The 22,081-nt window shown below is 42.5% G+C and carries 20 protein-coding genes and 1 pseudogene; 20 read left to right on the top strand and 1 reads right to left on the bottom strand.

The features are described 5' to 3' along the window. Window positions 1–6: 6 nt before the first annotated feature. From DXA15_RS04480 to DXA15_RS04460, 6 genes and pseudogenes are all read left to right on the top strand, one after another. Window positions 7–1,371: a peptidylprolyl isomerase gene (locus tag DXA15_RS04480; RefSeq protein WP_128133257.1), complete on the top strand. Its 1,365-nt coding sequence runs from the start codon at window positions 7–9 to the stop codon at window positions 1,369–1,371. Then, a complete protein-coding gene (locus DXA15_RS04475; RefSeq protein WP_128133256.1) occupies window positions 1,368–2,990 on the top strand; it encodes an OstA-like protein in 1,623 nt (540 codons plus the stop codon). The genes DXA15_RS04480 and DXA15_RS04475 overlap by 4 nt, the downstream gene beginning before the upstream one ends. A 25-nt stretch (window positions 2,991–3,015) precedes the next feature. Further along, complete coding sequence (locus DXA15_RS04470) at window positions 3,016–3,321, top strand: hypothetical protein (protein ID WP_128133255.1); 306 nt, start codon at window positions 3,016–3,018, stop codon at window positions 3,319–3,321. Continuing rightward, window positions 3,318–4,364 (top strand): annotated as a pseudogene (gene mutL / locus DXA15_RS25930) (DNA mismatch repair endonuclease MutL); the annotation flags it as partial. The gene DXA15_RS04470 and the pseudogene mutL, both read left to right, overlap by 4 nt. Before the next feature lie 298 nt (window positions 4,365–4,662). Beyond that, window positions 4,663–5,214, top strand: coding sequence for a hypothetical protein (locus DXA15_RS25925; protein ID WP_233566808.1), 552 nt, complete (start codon window positions 4,663–4,665; stop codon window positions 5,212–5,214). A 90-nt stretch (window positions 5,215–5,304) separates the two neighbouring features. Then, window positions 5,305–7,377 carry a hypothetical protein gene (locus tag DXA15_RS04460; protein WP_233566806.1) on the top strand — a complete coding sequence of 691 codons (2,073 nt, stop codon included), beginning with the start codon at window positions 5,305–5,307 and terminating at the stop codon, window positions 7,375–7,377. Window positions 7,378–7,492: 115 nt separating this feature from the next. Here the strand turns inward: DXA15_RS04460 and DXA15_RS04455 are convergent, their stop codons facing one another. After that, window positions 7,493–8,104 carry an HU family DNA-binding protein gene (locus tag DXA15_RS04455; protein WP_128133254.1) on the bottom strand — a complete coding sequence of 204 codons (612 nt, stop codon included), beginning with the start codon at window positions 8,102–8,104 and terminating at the stop codon, window positions 7,493–7,495. Window positions 8,105–8,400: 296 nt separating this feature from the next. Here DXA15_RS04455 and DXA15_RS04450 point away from each other — a divergent pair, with 296 nt between their 5' ends. From DXA15_RS04450 to rplP, 14 genes are all read left to right on the top strand, one after another. After that, window positions 8,401–9,759 carry a VapE domain-containing protein gene (locus DXA15_RS04450; RefSeq protein WP_128133253.1) on the top strand — a complete coding sequence of 453 codons (1,359 nt, stop codon included), beginning with the start codon at window positions 8,401–8,403 and terminating at the stop codon, window positions 9,757–9,759. A gap of 637 nt (window positions 9,760–10,396) precedes the next feature. Then, window positions 10,397–13,726, top strand: a complete 3,330-nt coding sequence (locus DXA15_RS04445) for a DUF6383 domain-containing protein (RefSeq protein WP_128133252.1) — start codon at window positions 10,397–10,399, stop codon at window positions 13,724–13,726. A 474-nt stretch (window positions 13,727–14,200) separates the two neighbouring features. Then, window positions 14,201–14,602, top strand: coding sequence for a 30S ribosomal protein S12 (gene rpsL, locus DXA15_RS04440; RefSeq protein ID WP_009859549.1), 402 nt, complete (start codon window positions 14,201–14,203; stop codon window positions 14,600–14,602). A 154-nt stretch (window positions 14,603–14,756) separates the two neighbouring features. Then, a complete protein-coding gene (gene rpsG, locus DXA15_RS04435) occupies window positions 14,757–15,233 on the top strand; it encodes a 30S ribosomal protein S7 (RefSeq protein WP_009859548.1) in 477 nt (158 codons plus the stop codon). Window positions 15,234–15,262: 29 nt separating this feature from the next. Continuing rightward, window positions 15,263–17,392 (top strand): elongation factor G, encoded by a 2,130-nt coding sequence (gene fusA / locus DXA15_RS04430; protein WP_128133251.1) that lies wholly within the window; start codon window positions 15,263–15,265, stop codon window positions 17,390–17,392. 21 nt (window positions 17,393–17,413) lie between these two features. Beyond that, complete coding sequence (gene rpsJ / locus DXA15_RS04425; RefSeq protein WP_005634728.1) at window positions 17,414–17,719, top strand: 30S ribosomal protein S10; 306 nt, start codon at window positions 17,414–17,416, stop codon at window positions 17,717–17,719. A gap of 21 nt (window positions 17,720–17,740) precedes the next feature. Continuing rightward, window positions 17,741–18,358 (top strand): 50S ribosomal protein L3, encoded by a 618-nt coding sequence (gene rplC, locus DXA15_RS04420; RefSeq protein ID WP_009859546.1) that lies wholly within the window; start codon window positions 17,741–17,743, stop codon window positions 18,356–18,358. Beyond that, window positions 18,358–18,987 carry a 50S ribosomal protein L4 gene (gene rplD / locus DXA15_RS04415; RefSeq protein WP_128133250.1) on the top strand — a complete coding sequence of 210 codons (630 nt, stop codon included), beginning with the start codon at window positions 18,358–18,360 and terminating at the stop codon, window positions 18,985–18,987. The genes rplC and rplD overlap by 1 nt, the downstream gene beginning before the upstream one ends. An 11-nt stretch (window positions 18,988–18,998) precedes the next feature. Beyond that, window positions 18,999–19,292, top strand: coding sequence for a 50S ribosomal protein L23 (gene rplW / locus DXA15_RS04410; RefSeq protein ID WP_128133249.1), 294 nt, complete (start codon window positions 18,999–19,001; stop codon window positions 19,290–19,292). 8 nt (window positions 19,293–19,300) lie between these two features. Then, a complete protein-coding gene (gene rplB / locus DXA15_RS04405; RefSeq protein WP_009859543.1) occupies window positions 19,301–20,125 on the top strand; it encodes a 50S ribosomal protein L2 in 825 nt (274 codons plus the stop codon). A gap of 20 nt (window positions 20,126–20,145) precedes the next feature. Further along, a complete protein-coding gene (gene rpsS / locus DXA15_RS04400; protein ID WP_005634738.1) occupies window positions 20,146–20,415 on the top strand; it encodes a 30S ribosomal protein S19 in 270 nt (89 codons plus the stop codon). A gap of 53 nt (window positions 20,416–20,468) precedes the next feature. Further along, the gene (rplV, locus tag DXA15_RS04395) at window positions 20,469–20,879 is read left to right on the top strand and encodes a 50S ribosomal protein L22 (protein WP_046146310.1); all 411 of its coding nucleotides are present in this window, start codon (window positions 20,469–20,471) and stop codon (window positions 20,877–20,879) included. A 6-nt stretch (window positions 20,880–20,885) separates the two neighbouring features. Further along, on the top strand, window positions 20,886–21,623 hold the full coding sequence (rpsC, locus tag DXA15_RS04390; protein WP_009859541.1) for a 30S ribosomal protein S3: 738 nt from the start codon (window positions 20,886–20,888) through the stop codon (window positions 21,621–21,623). Window positions 21,624–21,642: 19 nt separating this feature from the next. Continuing rightward, window positions 21,643–22,077 (top strand): 50S ribosomal protein L16, encoded by a 435-nt coding sequence (gene rplP, locus DXA15_RS04385; protein ID WP_005634742.1) that lies wholly within the window; start codon window positions 21,643–21,645, stop codon window positions 22,075–22,077. Window positions 22,078–22,081: the final 4 nt, after the last annotated feature.

The following is a 22,081-nucleotide window of genomic DNA, read 5'->3' as shown; positions in this document are numbered from 1 at the left end:
GTAGAAATGATGAAAAAGATTTTAACTGTATTCTTTCTTGCCTGCTTATCTTGTGCGGCAATGGCACAAGATAATGTGATTGATGAGATTGTGTGGGTGGTAGGAGATGATGCTATTTTACGTTCGGACGTAGAAACGCAGCGTTTGTATATGCAAAACGAAGGCGAACGTCTGGATGGTGATCCTTATTGTGTGATTCCGGAACGGATAGCGATACAGAAACTGTACCTGAACCAGGCGAAGATAGACAGTATCGAGGCCAGCGAAAGCCAGGTGATACAGCAAGCTGACCAGTGGATAACCTGGGCAATCAACCAGATCGGATCAAGGGAAAAAGTAGAGGAATATTTCGGAAAGAAAATCTCACAGATCAGGGATGAACAGAAGGAAAAGTTCCGTGAACAGCAGATCGTTTCAGAAATGCAGCGCAAACTGATCGGGGAGATCAAGATGACTCCTTCTGAAATCCGTAAATTTTATAATCAGTTGTCGAAGGACAGTCTGCCGACTATCCCGACAACAGTGGAAGTCCAGATCATTACTTTCGAACCGAAGATTCCGTTTGATGTGACGGATGCTATCAAAGCACGACTGCGTGATTTTACAGAACAGATCAACAGCGGTAAGATGGAGTTCTCTACGTTGGCCCGCCTGTATTCCGAAGATCCTGCTTCAGCTGCCCGTGGCGGTGAGATGGGATTTATGAGTAAGACTGACCTTGTGCCGGAGTTTGCCAATGTGGCATTCAACCTGTCTGATCCGAAACGTGTATCACAGGTTGTGCAGACTGAATATGGATATCATATCATCCAGCTGATCGAGAAACGCGGTAACCGTATCAACTGCCGTCATATCCTGTTAAGACCGAAAGTGTCAGAAAAGGAATTGACGGAAGCGACTGCCCGCATGGACTCATTATATGCTGACTTGCAGGCAAACAAATTCTCGTTTGAGGAAGCTGCAACATTCGTTTCATATGATAAGGATACCCGTAACAACAAAGGGTTGATGGTTAACCAGAATCATGAAGGAAACAATTTCGGTACTCCGAAGTTTGAAATGCAGGAACTTCCTCAGGAAGTCGGTAAAGTGGTTTACAACATGCAGGTGGGTGAGATCTCCAAACCGTTTACTATGATTTCCAACAAACAGAAGGAAGTGGTTGCCATTGTTAAATTGAAATCCCGTACAGATCAACATAAGGCGAATCTTTCTGATGACTTCCAGGCAATGAAGAATATGGTGGAACAACAGAAAAGAGAAGAATTGTTGGATGAGTGGATTAAGAAAAAGCAAAAAACTACGTATGTCCGTATTGCCGAAGGATGGCGTAACTGCGATTTCAAATATCCGGGTTGGGTTAAAGAATGAAGATTGTAAAAAAGTTTTTTCTTACAGGACTGCTTTGTCTGCTGGCTGTTTGTGTTTTTGCACAAACGCAGGATTCCATATCCGTCAAGCAGGGAGAGACTCTTACAGCCGATACGGTCACGACTAAAAAGACACTGGTTTATCTGCTGCATGCCGATACTGTATCCTATGATAAGGAAGTGATGAAGGCTGATGCACAGTTTCTGGAGGGAAATGTCAGTTTCCGGCACGATAGTTCGTATATGTATTGCGACAGTGCATACTTTTTTGAGGCGACTAATTCGCTGGAAGCTTTCAGTAATGTCCGTATGGAACAAGGAGATACTTTGTTTGTATACGGCAATTACCTGTTTTATGACGGGGATACCCAGATTGCTTATCTGCGTGAAAATGTCCGGATGGAGAACGGGCAGGTAACGCTTTTTACCGATAGTTTGAACTATGAGCGTATTCCCGATATCGGTTATTATTTTGACGGTGGTTTGATCGTTGACTCGCTGAATCAGTTGTCCTCTTTCTACGGTCAATATTCTCCGGGTACGAAACTGGCTATATTTAATGATAGTGTGCGTCTGGAGAATCCGAATTTTACACTCTATTCGGATACGCTTCATTACGATACCGAATCGAAGATTGCAACAATACTGGGGCCTTCCATCATTGTTTCAGACAGCGGAACGATACACTCTTCCCGCGGATGGTACAATACGGAAGCTAACACTTCGCTGTTGCTCGACCGTTCCGAAGTTTATTCGGGCAACAGGGTCCTGATCGGTGATTCTATATCATATGACCAGGATGCCGGTTTCGGTGAAGCCTTCGGGAATATGTGTTTGCAGGATACGGCTCAGAAAGTAATGCTGGAGGGACAGTACGGTTTTTATAACGAGCGGACGGAATATGCGTTTGCAACCGACAGTGCCCGTTTCCTTGAATATTCGCAGGGCGACACGTTATATCTGCATGCCGATACGCTGGAAATGATGTCGATCGATTCGACGGCCCGCGAAATAAAGGCATTTTATGGTGTGCGTTTCTATCGCACCGATATGCAGGGTGTTTGCGATTCCATGCAGTTTAATACGCGTGATTCCATATTATATATGTATAGGGATCCGATTCTGTGGAATGAGCAGTACCAGATATCCGGTGATACGATAGTTATCTATATGAATGACAGTACGATCGATTATGCACATGTGATACAATATGCATTTGCAGTGCAGCATCTCGATTCGACTTATTATAATCAATTGAAAGGGAATGACCTGAAAGCATATTTTGAAGGTCAGGCTGTCCGGCAGATCGATGTCGAAGGGAATGCGGAATCCATCTTCTATCCGTTGGATAACGGTGCGATGATCGGTTTGAATGAAACCAAGAGCGGATTCCTGACAATTTGGGTGAAAGACAATGCGTTGGAACGGCTGAAGATATGGCCCAGTCCGCAGGGAAGTCTTACCCCCATACCCGATCTGAAGCCGGAACAGAAAACACTGAAAGATTTTTATTGGTTTGATTACTTGCGTCCGAAAAATAAAGATGATATTTATCAGGTAGTGAAGAGGAGAGTCGAAGACGCACCGGTTCGAAGCAATAAGTTTAAGCACGAGCAATAGCATTTATTATTAAATTTGTTGAGTTATGGCACTTTTCTCATTTTATAATGTACGTAAACCCCGGCAGTTCAATCATAAACCTATTTATTGGGATCCCCATAAAGAGGCGTTGGAAGAACGTGTGCGTAAAATGAAACGCGAGATGGGCATGGAAGAATCGTTGGAAGATTACAAGCCGCAGATCAAAGGAACTTTTATTGAGGGTACTTCGCATCTGAAGAAAAGCCTTGACAGAGGCGACGATGTGCGTAGCCGTAAATATAAGAGTGCAAAACTGATCGTGGGGATCGCAGTCCTGGGTGCTTTACTCTGGTTTTTGTTTTGGTCATGAGCGATATAATTCATTTATTACCCGATAGTATAGCCAATCAGATAGCGGCCGGTGAAGTCATTCAACGGCCTGCTTCCGTTGTAAAGGAACTGGTTGAAAATGCGATCGATGCCGGAGCCGCACATATCCAGGTGAACATTAAGGATGCCGGGCGTACATTGATCCAGGTGGTCGATGACGGGAAAGGTATGTCTGAGACAGATGCCCGCATGGCATTTGAACGGCATGCTACTTCCAAGATCTCTTCGGCCGAAGATCTGTTTTCCCTCCATACGATGGGATTTCGCGGAGAGGCGCTGGCTTCTATCGCTGCGGTTGCCCATGTGGAACTGCGTACCCGTTTGAGAGGTACTGAGTTGGGTACGAAGCTATCCATCGCCGGTTCCACATTGGAAGATATTAGCCCCGATGCTTGTACAGAGGGAAGTATTTTTTCGATCAAGAACCTATTCTTTAACGTACCCGCGCGACGTAAATTCCTGAAATCGAATGAAACGGAGTTCCGTAATATAATCAATGAATTTGAACGTATCGCCTTGGTCAACCCGCAGGTAGCCCTGGTGTTGAACCACAATGATACCGAGATATTTAATTTACCGGAGTCAGGTCTCCGCCAACGTATTATAAATGTATATGGCAAGAACCTGAACCAGAAGTTGCTTTCAATGGATGCACAAAGCTCGCTGGTCACTATTTCCGGTTTTGTAGGTCGCCCGGACTCTGCCAAAAAGCGTGGTGCACTGCAATATTTCTTCGTGAACGGACGTTTCATGAAGCATCCCTATTTCCATAAGGCCGTTATGCAGGCTTATGAACAGTTGATCCCTCCCGGTGAACAACCCAATTATTTTATCTATTTCACGCTTGATCCTTCTACGATCGATGTAAATATCCACCCGACTAAGACCGAGATCAAGTTTGAGAACGAGCAGCCTATCTGGCAGATACTGATGGCGGCAACCCGTGAGGCGCTGGCAAAGTCGAGTGCTATCCCTACTATTGATTTTGATGTGGAAGATGCGATAGACATCCCGGTTTACAATCCGGTCAAAGAACCGGACGGATTTAGAGCACCGACTGTGCAGCTTGATTCGGGTTATAATCCCTTCAAGGCATCTTCTGCCCCGTCTTCTAATTCTCCGTCTTCGCCATCCCCTTCGTCTTCCGGGAAGTCGGAGTTCGACTGGTCGCAACTCTATCAGGGGTTTGAAAGCGACCGTGATGCCGTGCGTAAAGATTTGGAAATGATGGGAGAGGTGATTGAGACGGATGTTGATGAGAAGCCGGAACCGGTAGCTTCTGTTGTTGGAGGCGAAGCCTGTTTGCCGAAACGACTACTCCATGCTATCAGTACAAAGGTCGTTATATCGTTACTTCACTGAAGTCCGGCCTGGCCTGATCGACCAGTACAGGGCGCATGTGCGTATCTTGTTCGACCAGTATCTGAATAATATGCGACAGCAGAAAGGTGCATCGCAGCAGGTTCTTTTCCCCGAGATCATCGAGTTCACGGCAGCAGAAGCCGCTGTCTTGCCTGTTCTGCTGGAAGATATGCGTTTTATCGGTTTCGACTTGTCGAATCTGGGAAATAACAGTTATGCGATCAACGGTCTGCCTGCCGGACTTGAGAATGTAGACCAGTTGGTTCTGATAAAGGATATTGTCAACCGTGCTATCGAGACAGGATGTGAAGTACATGAAGAGATTTGTGAAGCAATCGCTTTGTCTCTGGCAAAAGCTTCAGCCATCCGTCCGGGTAAAACATTGTCTGCCGACGAGATGGATCACCTGATCGCAACCTTGTTCTCCTGTCCGGATTCCAACCTGACCCCCGACGGAAAGACGATCATTTCCATGCTGACTGACGAAGAACTGGAGAAACGGTTCAGATAAGAAGAGCATATCATTTTTATTTCTATATTTGTGTTTCCTTACTTAAATTGAAATACAATGTGGAGACCAATGTATCATCTTTTTTCCCTTGTGGGAATTCTTTTACTGTTTGCTGCATGTAATCAGTCGCATATCGACCGGAAAGTCTTGGTAGACCGGCATCGTATCGTAACGGCTAAGACGAACCCGGTTAGTCCGGCCCAGGTCGGGAACGGGGAGTTTGCGTTCGGTGTGGATATCACAGGTTTACAGACCTTTGTCCCATTCAATACAATGGCACAATGGAGTTGGCATAGTTTTCCGTTGCCTGAAGGTAAGCACGTTGAAGATTTTGAAAAGCCAGTTATCGATACTTATGGAAAGCCGGTGCCTTACGATATTCCTAATCCCCGGCAACCTGAATTATCAAATTGGCTGGCAGCTAATCCCCATCGTTTTAATCTGGGACGTATTGGTTTTAGATTACTTCGTCCGGACGGTTCGGAAGCTGTCGCGGAAGATTTGTCTGATACGCGCCAGGAGGTAGATATGTGGACAGGTATCATTCACAGTTTTTTTATACTGGACGGAATACCCGTATCTGTTAAAACTGCCTGTCATCCTTCTTTGGACGCGGTTGGTGTCACTGTTGAGAGTCAGTTGGTCCGGGAAGGAAAACTTACCGTTTTTCTGGATTTCCCTTATGCAGAAGACGGGCAGATGAAAGATTATGTGGGAACTTATGACAGGCCGGAGGCTCACAGGTCGGTCATTAAAGAGCAAAAAGATAAAACGGTATCGATTGCCAGGGAGATGGATGATGTCTCTTATTATACATCCCTGCATTGGGATACTCCTGCCTCTTTTATAAAATCAGGAGCGGATTCATCCCATCGTTTTGAACTACGTCCGGAAAATACGGAAAAGCTGTCTTTTACTTGTCTTTTCTCCCGTAAGAAAGCGGATGATATTCCTGTTGTCGCTGATGTTTTTGATGAAAGTGCCCGCGAATGGCAAAGTTTCTGGCAGTCGGGAGCGGTCATCGATTTGTCCGGCAGTAAAGATCCGCGTTGGATAGAGTTGGAGCGCAGGATCGTTTTGTCGCAGTATCTGATGAAAGTGAATGAAGCCGGGTCGTTGCCTCCGCAGGAAAGCGGGTTGGTGAATAACGGATGGTATGGTCGTTTCCATTTTGAGATGATATGGTGGCATGGCGTGCATTATGCATTGTGGAATCGGTGGCCATTACTGGAGAAAAGTTTGACTGTTTATCAGAACTATCTGTCGACATCACGGGAACGTGCCGGGCGTCAGGGGTATAAAGGTGCCCGTTGGCCTAAATGTACCGCCGATTTTGACCGGGAATGGCCTCATATAATACATGCAACTTTGATTTGGCAGCAACCGCATCCAATTTATTTTGCCGATCTTGATTACCGGTTGCATCCAACCCGTGAAACATTGGAAAAATGGGAACCGATTATAACTGCTACGGCAGATTTTATGGCGGATTATGCTTATTATGACGAGGCGCAGGACCGTTATGTGCTCGGACCTCCCGTCTTCATTGTTTCTGAGAATACGGTTCCCGAGACAACAATAAATCCTGCATTTGAACTGGGATACTGGCGTTACGGATTGCGTATGGCTGCCGAATGGCGTAAGCGTTTGTCGCTTCCGGTCGATGCGAAGTGGGAGGATGTTTTGGCAAAACTGGCATCATTACCCGTGGAAGACGGACTATACGTTACCCATGAAGGTATCCGGAATATGTGGTCGGATTTTGCATTTGAGCATCCGGCGTTGATCGGTACTTACGGAATGTTGCCGGGTGATGGTGTGGATGCGGAAATACTTGCCCGGACTTTGGATAAAATAACTTCAACCTGGAATTTTGACCGTACATGGGGATGGGATTTCCCTATGCTGGCAATGGCGGCTGCCCGCTGTGGCAAACCGGAGCAGGCTGTTGACTTTCTGCTTCATCCGGCCGGAGGATTTCAATTTGATGAACATGGACTGGCAACAGGCGGTCCATTTCCTTACCTTCCCTCCAACGGAGCTTTGCTGACCGCAGTAGCCATGATGGCGGCTGGTTGGGACGGCTCGACAGGTGAAACTCCGGGATTTCCTTGCGATGGAAGCTGGGTAGTCAAAACGGAGGGCTTTCTTCCTATGCCGTAGTTTTTAATGTAGTCGTTTAGTGATTACCGTATATTTATAAAACGATTATTTCAGCTTTCAGCCACCTTTCAGCCTTGTAAAACAACCTGTTTGGCTGAAGGGTGGCTGATTAGCCTTATTTTCTGTAGTTCCCGGGCACAGGTACATAAATCGGGAATCTATCCAATCCTTCTTTCTTTAATTTCCCGGCTTTTACCATTTCTGTCAGACGACGATTGGCTGTCCCTTTCGTAAATCTGCAAACTTGCTGGAACTCCAGGCGGGTGATATATTCATGGGTTGAGAAATAGATGGTTAATAAGTTGTCAATTTCTGTTTCCGAGCGACTTTTCGAATGATTTTTATGTACTGCCCTGACAAACCGGGTGGTACTCAATTCCTTTTTTAACGCTTTTTCCGGACGGAACGCCACCGACTTGAACTGGATGGATTCGGCCCGTATCTCTTTCGGATCTTTTATAGGCGGACATTGCAGTGTCATTTCCAGATAACCCAGTCCTTTGATATGTATTCTTTTCCCTTGTTTCAGATTGCGGATGATCGCTTTGCTTAACATGGTTATAGTTGCTTCTACATCACCGGTTGTCAGGCTGCTGGCATCGTGTATCTCTTCTGAGAGCATTTCGGTAGTGATAACTCCTCGCGGCACAATCCGGGCATGCAGGCGTGGTTTGCGGTTACTCCCTTTCGGTATGGGGTTTTTATAGAAGTCGTATTCTGCTGACATATTCTTGCTTGTTTAATGAATAACTTCTGTTTAAATGCTTGCCTATTCATCGCTTGACAATTGTAGGGCGTAAGACTTACAAGTGTAAGGCTATTGCTTAACAGATGTGGTTCTTACGCCCTACAACTGTGGAGTGATTATTGAATGACTACAAAGGTAACAGTTGTATATGACTTAAGCAATACTTTTTGCCTACTTTTCCGGTAGATGAGATTGTTGGAAAATAGTAGTCTGTTAATTTGTAAAACCTTGATATACGGTATTATATTCGCTGAAAATAACTAAAAAAAACGAATATGAATGCGATTAAAAATCTTATTGAAAAGCTGTGTGACCTGGTGATGCACGGACGGTTTTCGGATGAAACGGAAGTGATAGCAAATGCAGTATCGGAGGTGATGCCGGTAGTGGCAACAAAAGAGCTACCGGAAAAACAACCGGCAATGATACCGGAAGTGCCGGTTGTGAATAATGCAGGTAATGTTGTGCCCCTTGCAGCAACGGATACCTCTTTGCAAAAAACGACCCGGACGATGATGGCGATGGAGCAATTTCTGGGTGAACAGTACGATCTCCGTTTCAACAAGCTGACGTCGGAGACGGAATTCAGGAAACGGAATCTTTCCGGAACCTGCTTCCAGCCTGTGGGGCAGCGCGAGTTGAACAGTTTCTGTATAGAAGCACGAAAGCAAGGGATAGATTGTTGGGACAGGGATGTGTCGCGTTATGTGTTTTCTGATAGCATTCCTGAATATCATCCGTTCCGCCTATATATGGATGAGTTACCGGACTGGGATAGGACTGACCGGATCGATAGTCTGGCACGCAGGGTTTCTTCTGTTCCGTTGTGGGTAAAATGTTTTCATCGCTGGTTGTTGGGGATGGCGGCGCAATGGTTGGAGACAGACCGTCTGCATGCAAACAGTGTATCGCCGGTGTTAGTCAGTCGTACACAGGGAAAACAGAAGTCTACGTTTTGTAAATTATTGCTTCCCCGTGAGTTGCAGAGGTATTATACGGACAGCTACGATCTGTCCGCCCAATCAGCGGCAGAATGTAAGCTAACGGAATTCGGCTTGATCAATATGGATGAATTTGATAAGTTTACTCCTCGCAAGATGGCATTGTTGAAGAACCTGATGCAGGTTGTCAATCCATGTGTTCGCAAAGCACACCAGAAAAATTACCGTCCGTTACCCCGTGTCGCATCTTTCATCGCAACGTCGAATCAGAAAGAGTTGCTGACCGATCCAACCGGAAGTCGTCGGTTCCTGTGTGTTGAAATAGAAAATAAAATAGACTGTTCTCCGCTTGATTATCGTCAGCTTTATGCTCAACTGAAAGCCGAATTACTGGCGGGCGAACGGTATTGGTTTACTTCTGAAGAGGAAGCGGAGATCATGGCGGCCAACGAATCGTATTACAAGCATCCTGTCGAAGAAGATGTGTTTAGGAGTTGTTTTCGTCCGGCCGGATATGGTGAGAAGGCATTGATGCTTTCTGCTGCGGAGATTTTCCTGCGGTTGAAAAAGTATAATCCGGCAGCTATGCGCTCGGTGTCGGCAGGTAATTTCGGAAAGTTCCTTTCTTCACTGGGGATTGAACGGAAACATACCGAATCCGGTAATTTTTATAGGGTGGTAGCACTGGCTTAGAATGGTCTTTTAAGGTGGAAAAAGGACCAATTAACATTTGACTCTGAAAAATGGGGAAAATGAAGTTGGATAAGAGAAAGATTCTTGATAAATCATCTTTCATTGTTTTGGCTTGATAGTCAGTGTGATATATCGGATGAAACCTGAAAGGTGATTTGTTGTATTATATATGTACACGTACATTAATATATTATTAAATGCTGAATTAACATTTGGAATTGTTTTAGAAATTGCAACTATAATATATTGATATATAGGAAGTTTGTCTGATGATTTTTAAAAAAAACAGTGACTAAATTAAAGGTCCCTTTTTTCTCGTCATTATTTAGGAGGGTAGATAACTTCGTAATGAGAAGACGCATTTTTGTACTAATCTTAGTATCTAGTTGATAAGAAAGAAGATAGAAAAGATAATTTTTGCTCAAAAAGGATTGTAGGTTCAAAAGGAATTATTACTTTTGTTGACGAGAAAAAAGGGACGTTTAATCTAGTCATTAACATTTGAGCGTCCGAAGGAATATAGAACATTACGAACATTAGTATTAATATTAAATTTAGAATTATGAACAAAAAGTTTTCTACTTTACTTGTTGGCGCTCTGCTGACTTCAAGTGTTGGGGCTTTTGCACAGACTACGGTGCACACCAATCCCAATACTGTAGGTAATGACATCAAACTTCGTCCTACAGCTACAGCTTCTGCTGCGGTAGGTGCTGATGTCGCTAACTTCAAAGGTGCACAGTATTATCAGTTGGCAAATGATGGCGGTCAGGTTTTGATCCAGTCTCGTGATTACACAACAGGTAAGTTAAGTTTGAAGTTTGTAGATGCGGCTGACGCTCCTATCAATGCTTCTTTGTGGAAGATTGATGTGACCGGTGATAAAATAAGCGGTTACAGTTTCACGTACACAAACCTGGAAACGGGTTTCCCTATTTCTTATGATGCTAAAAAGGCATTGGCGTTTGATGCTGCTACTTATGTTGCTGATCTGGCCGCTGCTCCTGCTTCAACCTTGGAAGGTTGTGTAAGTAACTGGACTTGGTATAATACGGACGACAACGGTGATACCGACTTTGCTAATCAGGCTACTTATTCTTATTTTACATCAGACTCTGTAGTTGTTTGGGCTGATAAGAGTGGTGAGTTTGTTGCTGTAAAAGCCAAAAAGACTGACTTGAACAATGCGACACTGACAAATACGCTTGTTCCATTTAGACCCGTTTTAGCCGGTGCTATTACTTTAAAAGCAAACGATCTGAATAATTTGGTAGACTTCCAGTATGGTGACTCTGCTCGTTTCTCTATGAATCCGGGTCCTAAAAATGGAACAACAGCTCTTTCAGAAGTATTGACAAAATACAACTTTAAAGCGATTGATGCTGATCAATATACAGTAAATGGTTTTACTGGCGGTACAGCAAATTATGTTGTGTTAGAAAACAAAGTAGCAGGACTTCTAATGGTTGATACAGTGTTCCATAATGAAGGTTTGCCTTCTTTGACTCCGTTGAAAATAGCAGTGAAGAAATTTGCTACTGTAACAAAAAGTGATGGAACAGCATCTAATTTGACTGCAACTGATTTATCTAAACGTTATCAGTTCCAGGTAACTTATTATCCTTCAGTTGACAGCTTGAACTTTGCAGTGCTGGAAGGTGGAGCCTATAAAATAACTGATGCAGAAAAGAATGCAGGTACTACTTGGGCTGATGCCGCTGCTTTAGTTCCAGGTGATGCTGATACACAAGATGCTGTATTGAAACTGGTTTATCTGACTCCGACTCATACTGAATTTACTGCTGGTAAAGCATATGTTGAAGGTGATAAATACGGAACAGACGGTACAATCTTCACAAAAATCAATTTTGCAGATCGTGAATTTGATGGAACTTACCTGACTCGTTATACTCCGGCTGAAGGTCTGTATTTTATTAAGAAAGATGCTACCGGAAAGTATGTTGTTTGCAATTTCAGCGGTACAATGATGTATGATGTTGAAAGTGGTGATCTTGTTAAAACTCAGGATTATAACAATATGCCGGCTACAATGTGGGTAGTTCGTAGCACTGGTTGTTCTACTGTAGCTATTACAAATCGTGAATATGCTAAAGCAAGTGATGTATTTGAAGGTCAGTTGTATGTAGATGCAGAAAATGGTATCTATTTCATTGATGACAATCAGAATAGTGCAACAATGGCTAACAAGTTCAACTATGCAGACTATCTGGCATTTACTCCGGTTGAGAATGAAGTAGCAAAAACTAGTTTGTATCATGGTTACAAACACATTTCTTCTGATTTGTTGACTATCAAGAAATTCTATCTGGGATATAACCTGTTCGCTGATCAGGATCTGTATCTGAATGTAACAGGTGATAAGAACTTTGCTCCTTCAAAAGATCAGTCTACTTATTATGAACTGGAAGAAGTAGTAGATGCAACTAAGACTGAATTTAATTTCGGTACAGGTGCTGGTGTTGCTGGTTTGCCTCAGTTGAAGAGAACTGCTTATAAACTGAAAGTAAAGGATGCTAATCTGGTAGATAATGACAAAGTATATGTTTACTTAATTTCTGAAAAAGGAAAGAATCCTTATTATAAAGCTATGACTAGCAAGCAGATTGCAGCTTTACCTGCAGGTTCTAGCGCTAAAGAAGCTCATTTCTACTTGAAGTCTGATCAGATAAGAGGTGCTGCTAACGAAGAATGTTATGTATTGATTGACATCTATAACGGAACAACAAACGAAACAGGTAATGGTTATGTTCAGGCTCATTGTGAAGATGAAGTTGGAGCATTAAGCTACATGAATCTGGATAATATCGCAACAGAGAGAGCTTCTGCTTTTACTTTAGATGATGCTGATGTAGTATTATATCGCACTATCGCTGAAGCTAAGACAGCTAAGATCTTCCGTCAGAGAGGTACTGCTAAAGAATATCTGTATGAAGATGGAAATAATAAGGTAAATGCTCCTGCTTTTGTAAAAGACTTCGGTTATCTGGGTCTGACAGCAGAAGGTATCATACCGGAAGGTGAAGCTACTACAACTGCTATGTATGCTCAATATGTAAAAGCATCTAACGATATTATGCCTCAGTATTTGTTTGCTGTTGATACTGCTACAGTAGCAGATGCAAAATGGTGTGCAACCGGCGAACACGGATATGTTAAAGAAGGTGATGCTCATAGTGATCATACTGTAGATTATATTGGTTATTTGGCTGGTAGATTCATGGTTAATTTGACAGACTCTATCGAAGGTAATACCGGAATGTTGAATAATGCTGATAAATTCAAATATGCAGGTTATGACCGTCTTGGCTTTGTTGAAGCTATCTATCGTGTAGAAAACGGAACCGAATATTTGTATATCCTGAAAGGTGGTAATACACTGAAAGGCTTACAGGCAGAATATGGTGTAGTTGCTCCGGAAACATTTGCTGATGCAACTGTATTCGATAAGAAAAAATTGGATGGCAAACACGCTAATTATGCATTCTCTCTGCGTTTGATCAACGAAGATCCTGAAAAAGATTTCTTAATCGAATCTAAGGGTGAAGGCTCAGCAATCGGTTCTTTCAAAGGTGCTTGGGTAAAGGTACAGAATTCTTGTCCAGTATTGGCTAAGTTCACCACAACAGGTTCTGATCATGCTGATGAAGCTGGTACAATCGAAGAATTGATCAACAACGCTCAGATCTTCAATATTGAAGAAGGTCTTGATGAAGTAGCTACAGGTAACGAAGGTATTGATGCTCCGGCTACAATTTCTATAATTGCAGAAAACGGTGCAATCAGAGTTCTGAATGCTGCAGGTAAGACTGTAACAGTATCTAATGTATTAGGTCAGACTATAGCTAGTACAGTGGCAACATCTGATGATGCAAAGATTAACATACCGGCAGGTCTTGTGGTTGTCGCTGTTGACGGTGAAGCTGCAGTTAAAGCAATCGTTAAATAATAACGTGGTAAAATAAAATAGAGAAGGGCAGCATGTCTGTTCTTCTCTATCTTAATAAGAATTTATAATCAAAATAATTTAAACTACGCGTTTAGGATAGGTAGCTATGTTGTATCTATCCTTGAATAAGTATTCCGTGAGGAAGAAAGAGTAGTTTTAATACTAAAGTAATAAAATAAAGTTCTTCTGTTAGTATCCCTGTGAGGGGAGAAAACAGACACAAGACAAGCCCCGTTGGTTTTAAGCCGGCGGGGCTTCGTGTTAAATAATAATAAATAGTTTGAATTCACATGTTGTAGAACAGAAACAAACGGGAACTATTATGTAACTTTGCACCGTTTTTAGCGCAGATTATACAGAAAAACAGATGTAACTCGTTGGTTATACGGAAATAATGCGTATCTTTGCAGCCTGAAATAGAAAAAAAGAGATAAATAAAATTATAACACATTCAAAGTTTAAAAAAGAAAAGAAATGCCTACAATTCAGCAATTAGTTAGAAAAGGAAGGGAAACTTTGGTGGTAAAAGGTAAATCACCTGCATTGGATGCTTGTCCTCAGAGACGTGGCGTTTGTGTACGTGTTTATACTACAACCCCGAAAAAGCCTAACTCTGCAATGCGTAAAGTAGCGAGAGTTCGTTTGACAAATGGTAAAGAAGTAAACTCTTACATTCCGGGAGAAGGACACAACTTGCAGGAGCACTCAATCGTATTAGTACGTGGTGGTCGTGTGAAGGACCTTCCTGGTGTACGTTATCACATTGTACGTGGTACCTTGGATACAGCTGGCGTTAATGGTCGTACTCAGCGTCGTTCTAAATACGGTGCAAAACGTCCAAAAGCGGGTGCTGCTCCAGCAAAAGGAAAGAAGTAAAAATCACCCTTTCAAACTGAGAATTTAAATTTAAGTATTAAAGCTGGTTTGAGTTATTTGGATAGGCTACAAGGTTGAGTAAATGGTTCAGCGGAACCGTTGAAGACAAAATTAAAAGGCAACCAAAGACAAAAACGAAATTTTTGAAAACAAAATGAGAAAAGCAAAACCAAAGAAAAGACAGATCCTCCCGGATCCTGTTTTCGGTGATGTAAAGGTTACGAGATTCGTAAACCATTTAATGTATGATGGCAAGAAAAATACTGCCTTCGAAATTTTCTATTCCGCTCTGGAAAACGTTAAGGCTAAATTGCCTAACGAAGAAAAGTCTGCTCTCGAAATTTGGAAAGCTGCACTCGATAATATTACCCCTCAAGTCGAAGTGAAGTCACGCCGTGTTGGTGGTGCTACTTTCCAGGTACCTACTGAAATTCGCCCCGATCGTAAAGAATCAATTTCTATGAAGAACCTTATTATCTTCTCACGCAAGAGAGGTGGTAAGACTATGTCTGATAAGTTGTCTGCAGAGATTGTAGATGCTTACAACAACCAGGGTGGCGCATTCAAAAGAAAAGAAGATATGCACCGTATGGCTGAAGCTAACCGTGCATTCGCACACTTCAGATTTTAATTTAGCAAATTTAGGAGAATAAAAGAAAGATGGCAACAAAAGCTGACGAACAATTAAAATATACCAGAAACATCGGTATCATGGCGCACATCGATGCGGGAAAGACTACGACTTCTGAGCGTATTCTTTTCTACACAGGTCTGACTCACAAAATTGGTGAGGTTCACGATGGTGCTGCAACAATGGACTGGATGGAGCAGGAACAGGAACGTGGTATTACTATCACTTCTGCTGCGACTACTACTTTCTGGAATTACGCTAATGACAAATATAAAATCAACTTGATTGACACCCCGGGGCACGTGGACTTTACTGTTGAAGTAGAGCGTTCACTGCGTATTCTGGATGGTGCCGTTGCTGCATTCTGTGCGGTTGGTGGTGTTGAACCCCAGTCAGAAACAGTTTGGCGTCAGGCTGACAAATATAATGTACCCAGAATTGGTTATGTAAATAAAATGGACCGTTCCGGCGCAAACTTCTTTGAAGTAGTTCGTCAGGTGAAGGATGTATTGGGTGCTAATCCTTGTCCTATTCAGATACCTATCGGTGCAGAAGAAACTTTCAAAGGTGTAGTCGACCTGGTAACAATGAAGGCTATCTTTTGGCACGACGAAACTATGGGGGCAGAATATTCTGTTGAAGAAATTCCGGCAGACCTGAAGGATGAAGCTGAAGAATGGAGAGATAAAATGTTGGAAGTTCTGGCTGAGTGCGACGATGCTTTGATGGAAAAATACTTTGATGATCCTGCAACTATTACAGAAGATGAAATCAGAGTAGCTATCCGTAAAGGTACTATCGCTATGCAGATCAATCCGATGATCTGTGGTTCTTCTTTCAAGAACAAAGGGGTTCAAACTTTATTGAACGCTGTTTGTGCTTACCTGCCTAGCCCTGCAGATGCAGAAGCTATCGAAGGTACAGACCCACGTGATCCTGATACTGTAGTTGTACGTAAACCGTTGTTCGAAGAGCCGTTGACTGCATTGGCATTTAAGATTGCAACCGACCCGTATGTAGGCCGCTTGTGTTTCTTCCGTGTATATTCAGGTTCTTTATTGGCTGGTTCTTATGTATACAATACTCGTTCAGGTAAGAAAGAACGTATTTCTCGTCTGTTCCAGATGCATTCAAACAAGCAGAACCCGATGGAAGCTATCGGTTGTGGTGATATCGGTGCTGGTGTTGGTTTCAAAGATATCCGTACTGGTGATACTCTTTGTGACGAAGCACATCCGATTACACTGGAATCTATGGAATTCCCGGATCCGGTTATCGGTATCGCAGTAGAGCCTAAAACTCAGAAAGACCTGGATAAACTGGGTATGGGATTGGCTAAGCTGGCTGAAGAAGATCCTACATTCCGTGTTCAGACTAACGAAGAAACAGGTCAGACTGTAATTAGCGGTATGGGTGAGCTTCACTTGGATATCATTGTTGACCGTTTGCGTCGTGAATTCAAGGTAGAATGTAATCAGGGTAAACCTCAGGTTACTTATAAAGAAGCTATCACTAAATCAGTTGAACTTCGTGAAGTTTATAAGAAACAGTCTGGTGGTCGTGGTAAGTTTGCTGATATCATCGTTCGTATTGAACCGGCTGACGAAAGCTTTGAAGGAACACTTCAGTTCATTGATGAAGTAAAGGGTGGTAACATTCCTAAGGAATTTATCCCTTCAGTACAGAAAGGTTTCGAAAAGGCTATGAAAAATGGTATCCTTGCCGGTTATCCGTTAGATAAGCTGAAGGTTACATTGATCGATGGTTCATTCCACCCGGTTGACTCTGACCAGTTGTCATTCGAAATCTGTGCTATCCAGGCATTCAAGAGTGCATCAGAAAAGGCAGGTCCTGCTTTGATGGAACCGATCATGCAGATGGAAGTTGTTACTCCTGAAGAAAGCATGGGTGATGTTATCGGTGACTTGAACAAACGTCGTGGACAGGTAGAAGGTATGGAAACAAGCCGTACTGGTGCACGTGTTGTAAAAGCTAAAGTGCCTTTGGCAGAAACATTCGGTTATGTTACTGCACTGCGTACTATCACTTCAGGTCGTGCAACATCTTCAATGCAGTTCTCTCACTATGCTCAGGTATCCTCTTCTATTGCTAAGCAGGTACTGACAGAAGTACAGGGTCGTGCTGATTTGATCAAATAATTTAGAAACATATATAACAATATGAGCCAAAAGATCAGAATTAAATTAAAGTCTTACGATTATTCTCTGGTGGACAAGTCTGCCGAGAAGATCGTGAAGACGGTAAAGGCTACAGGTGCTGTTGTTAGCGGACCGATTCCTCTGCCTACACACAAGCGTATCTTTACTGTGAACCGCTCTACTTTCGTTAATAAGAAATCTCGTGAGCAGTTCGAACTGTCATCTTACAAAAGATTGATAGACATTTACAGCTCAACTGCAAAAACAGTTGACGCCTTGATGAAGCTGGAATTACCCAGTGGTGTTGAAGTAGAAATTAAAGTGTGAGTTATTTAAAAATTAAGTGAAATGCCAGGATTATTAGGAAAAAAAATCGGAATGACATCCGTTTTCAGTGCCGAGGGAAAAAATCTTCCATGCACTGTTATCGAAGTGGGTCCTTGTGTTGTTACACAGATTAAGACTTTGGAAAAAGATGGCTATGAAGCTGTACAGTTGGGTTTCGAAGACAAAAAAGAGAAACATACAACTCAGCCGGAAATGGGCCACTTCAAGAAAGCCGGTGTAACTCCCAAGAGATACTTGGCCGAGTTCAAGAATTTTGAAACTGCATACAATCTGGGTGATGTGATCACTGTGGATTATCTGGAAAATGCAGGTTTCGTTGATGTAGTTGGTACATCAAAGGGTAAAGGTTTCCAGGGTGTAGTAAAACGTCATGGTTTCGGTGGTGTAGGTCAGACTACTCACGGTCAGCATAACCGTTTGCGTGCTCCCGGTGGTATCGGTGCTTGTTCATACCCTGCAAAGGTATTCAAGGGCATGCGTATGGCCGGACAGATGGGTAATGAACGTGTAACAGTTCAGAACCTGGAAGTGATCAAGGTAATGCCGGAACATAATCTTTTATTGGTTAAAGGATCTGTTCCAGGAGCAAAAGGTTCAATCGTATTAATTGAAAAGTAATGGAACTGAGCGTATTTAATATTAAAGGTGAAGATACCGGAAGAAAGGTAACTTTAAACGATGCTATCTTCGGCATTGAACCCAATGATCATGCCATTTACCTGGATGTAAAGCAGTATTTGGCAAACCAGCGTCAGGGTACTCATAAATCGAAAGAAAGAAGTGAGATCTCTGGTAGTACACGCAAACTGATCCGTCAGAAAGGTGGTGGTGGAGCTCGTCGTGGTGATATCAACTCTCCTGTATTGGTTGGTGGTGCTCGCGTTTTCGGTCCGAAACCGAGAGATTATGAGTTCAAATTGAACAAGAAGGTAAAGGGTCTGGCTCGTAAGTCTGCATTGACTTATAAAGCTAAAAACAATGCAATTGTAGTTGTAGAAGATTTCGCTCTGGAAGCTCCGAAAACTAAAGAATTTGTAACAATTGCTAAAAACCTGAAAGTGGCTGATAAAAAGTTACTTATGGTTTTACCGGAGAAAAATAATTTTGTATATTTGTCGGCTCGTAATTTAGAAAAGACAAATGTTATAACAGCCTCTGAATTAAACACATACAAAGTGCTTGATGCAGCTAATTTGGTTTTGACTGAAAGTTCTGTTGCTGTTATAGAAAAACTTTTTAATGCATAAGGAGTAAGGAAATGGGAATTATTATTAAACCTATAGTAACAGAGAAGCAAACAGCGATTACTGAAAAAATGGCTAATCGCTATGGTTTTCGTGTTTCTCCTGATGCCAACAAGTTGGAGATCAAAAAAGCTGTACAGGATATGTATAATGTAACTGTAGTTGATGTTAACACCATCAACTACTCCGGCAAGCGGAAAAGCCGTTATACAAAATCAGGTATTATCAATGGTAAACAGGCAGCTTTTAAGAAGGCAATCGTAACGTTGAAAGAAGGAGAAACAATTGATTTCTTTAGTAATATCTAAAAAAAGAAATGGGAATACGTAAATTAAAGCCCACAACACCGGGGCAGAGACACAAAGTTATTGGTGCATTTGATAAAATCACTGCAAGTACACCAGAGAAGTCTCTTGTGGTAGGTAAGAGCAGTACTGGTGGTCGTAACAACACAGGTAAGATGACAATGCGTTATCTTGGTGGCGGTCACAAACAAAAGTACAGAATTATCGATTTCAAGAGAAATAAAGATGGCATTCCTGCAACAGTAAAGTCTATCGAGTACGATCCAAACCGTACTTCTCGTATCGCTTTATTGTATTATGCTGACGGAGCAAAGAGCTATATTATCGCTCCGAACGGCTTGGAAGTTGGCCAGACAGTGGTTTCAGGTAGCGATGCCGCTCCTGAGGTAGGTAATACTTTGCCTATGGCAAATATTCCCGTTGGTACTATTATTCATAATATTGAGCTTCGTCCCGGACAGGGTGCCAAAATGGTACGTTCTGCTGGTGCTTTTGCTCAGTTGACTTCTAAAGAAGGTGCTTATGCAATTATTAAGATGCCTTCTGGCGAAACCAGAAAGATTCTTGCTGCATGTAAGGCTACAATTGGTAGTGTAGGTAATTCAGACCATGGTCTTGAAAAATCAGGTAAAGCCGGTCGCTCTAGATGGTTAGGTCGTCGTCCTCACAACCGTGGTGTTGTTATGAACCCGGTTGATCACCCAATGGGTGGTGGTGAAGGTCGTGCTTCCGGAGGTCATCCAAGATCTCGTACAGGCTTGTATGCTAAGGGCTTGAAGACAAGAGCTCCGAAGAAGCATTCTTCAAAGTATATTATTGAAAGAAGAAAGAAATAATCTGATTAATTAAGTAAACTATGAGTCGTTCACTAAAAAAAGGCCCGTATATTAACGTAAAGCTGGAAAAGAAAGTCTTGGCTATGAATGAGTCAGGAAAGAAAGCCGTAGTTAAGACATGGGCAAGAGCTTCAATGATTTCGCCTGACTTTGTAGGCCATACTATTGCAGTTCATAATGGAAATAAATTTATTCCTGTTTTTGTAACCGAAAATATGGTAGGTCACAAGTTGGGAGAATTTTCACCAACTCGTACGTTCCGTGGTCACGCCGGTAACAAGAAAAAATAATTATCGGTAGTAACAGGAATTCAGGAATCTGAAAATAAAAAGAATCAATAAAAATGGGTGCTAGAAAAAGAATATCAGCTGAAGCAAGAAAAGAAGCCCAAAAGACCATGTACTTCGCAAAGTTGCGTAACGTACCTACTTCTCCGCGTAAGATGCGTCTCGTTGTAGACATGATCCGTGGTATGGAAGTATTCCGTGCACTTGGTGTTTTGAAGTTTTCTAACAAGGAAGCTGCAGCAAGAGTAGAAAAATTGCTTCGTTCAGCAATTGCTAATTGGGAGCAGAAAAATGAACGTAAAGCAGAAACTGGTGAGTTGTTTGTTTCTTCAATCAGCGTAGATTGCGCTACAACATTGAAGAGAATGCGTCCGGCTCCCCAGGGTAGAGGATACAGAGTTCGTAAACGTTCGAACCATGTAACCTTGTTTGTTGATACACTTAGTAAAAACGATAGTCAAAATTAATTGTAGATGGGACAAAAAGTTAATCCGGTTAGTAATCGTTTAGGAATCATCCGTGGTTGGGATTCCAATTGGTATGGCGGCAAAAATTACGGAGATACTTTGCTGGAAGATAGCAAAATCCGTAAATACTTGAATGCTCGTCTTGCTAAAGCTAGTGTATCTCGTATCGTTATTGAACGTACGCTTAAGTTGATCACAATAACAGTTTGCACATCACGTCCGGGCATCATCATCGGTAAAGGTGGTCAGGAAGTTGATAAATTGAAAGAAGAGTTGAAAAAAATTACCGACAAAGAAGTTCAGATCAACATCTTTGAGGTAAAAAGACCCGAATTAGACGCAGTCATTGTTGCAAACAATATTGCTCGTCAACTTGAAGGAAAAATTGCTTACCGTCGTGCTATTAAGATGGCTATCGCCTCTACCATGAGAATGGGTGCAGAAGGTATTAAAGTGCAAGTATCTGGTCGTTTGAACGGTGCTGAAATGGCTCGTTCTGAAATGTACAAAGAAGGAAGAACTCCGTTACACACTCTGAGAGCAGATATCGATTACGCTTTGGCTGAAGCGTTGACGAAAGTTGGCTTGCTGGGTATCAAGGTATGGATCTGCCGTGGTGAAGTTTATGGTAAGAGAGATCTTGCTCCTTCATTCACTGCCTCTAAAGATTCAGGCCGCAGAAATGACAATGCCGGTGGCAACAGAGGAGATAAGAACTTCAAGAGAAAAAAAGCTAATCGTTAAACGTTAGAATTAAGAAGAGATGTTACAACCAAAGAAAACCAAGTTCAGAAGACAGCAGAAAGGTCGTATGAAGGGTGAAGCTCAACGTGGCAACCAGCTGGCATTCGGTTCGTTCGGTATAAAAGCGTTAGAGAATAAATGGATTACCGGTCGCCAGATTGAAGCTGCCCGTATCGCGGTAACTCGTTATATGCAACGTCAGGGTCAGGTTTGGGTTCGGATTTTCCCGGATAAACCTATTACAAAGAAACCGGCCGAAGTACGTATGGGTAAAGGTAAAGGTAACCCGGAAGGCTTTGTTGCGCCTGTTACTCCAGGTCGTCTGATTTTCGAAATTGAAGGTGTTCCCTTTGATATTGCGAAAGAAGCTTTGCGCTTAGCAGCACAGAAGCTTCCGGTAACAACGAAATTTGTTGTGAGACGTGATTATGATATGGCTAATCAAAATGCGTAATTGT

This window comes from Parabacteroides sp. AM58-2XD (assembly GCF_003463685.1).
GTDB lineage: Bacteria > Bacteroidota > Bacteroidia > Bacteroidales > Tannerellaceae > Parabacteroides > Parabacteroides segnis.
This window is presented reverse-complemented; position numbering and strand designations above follow the sequence as displayed.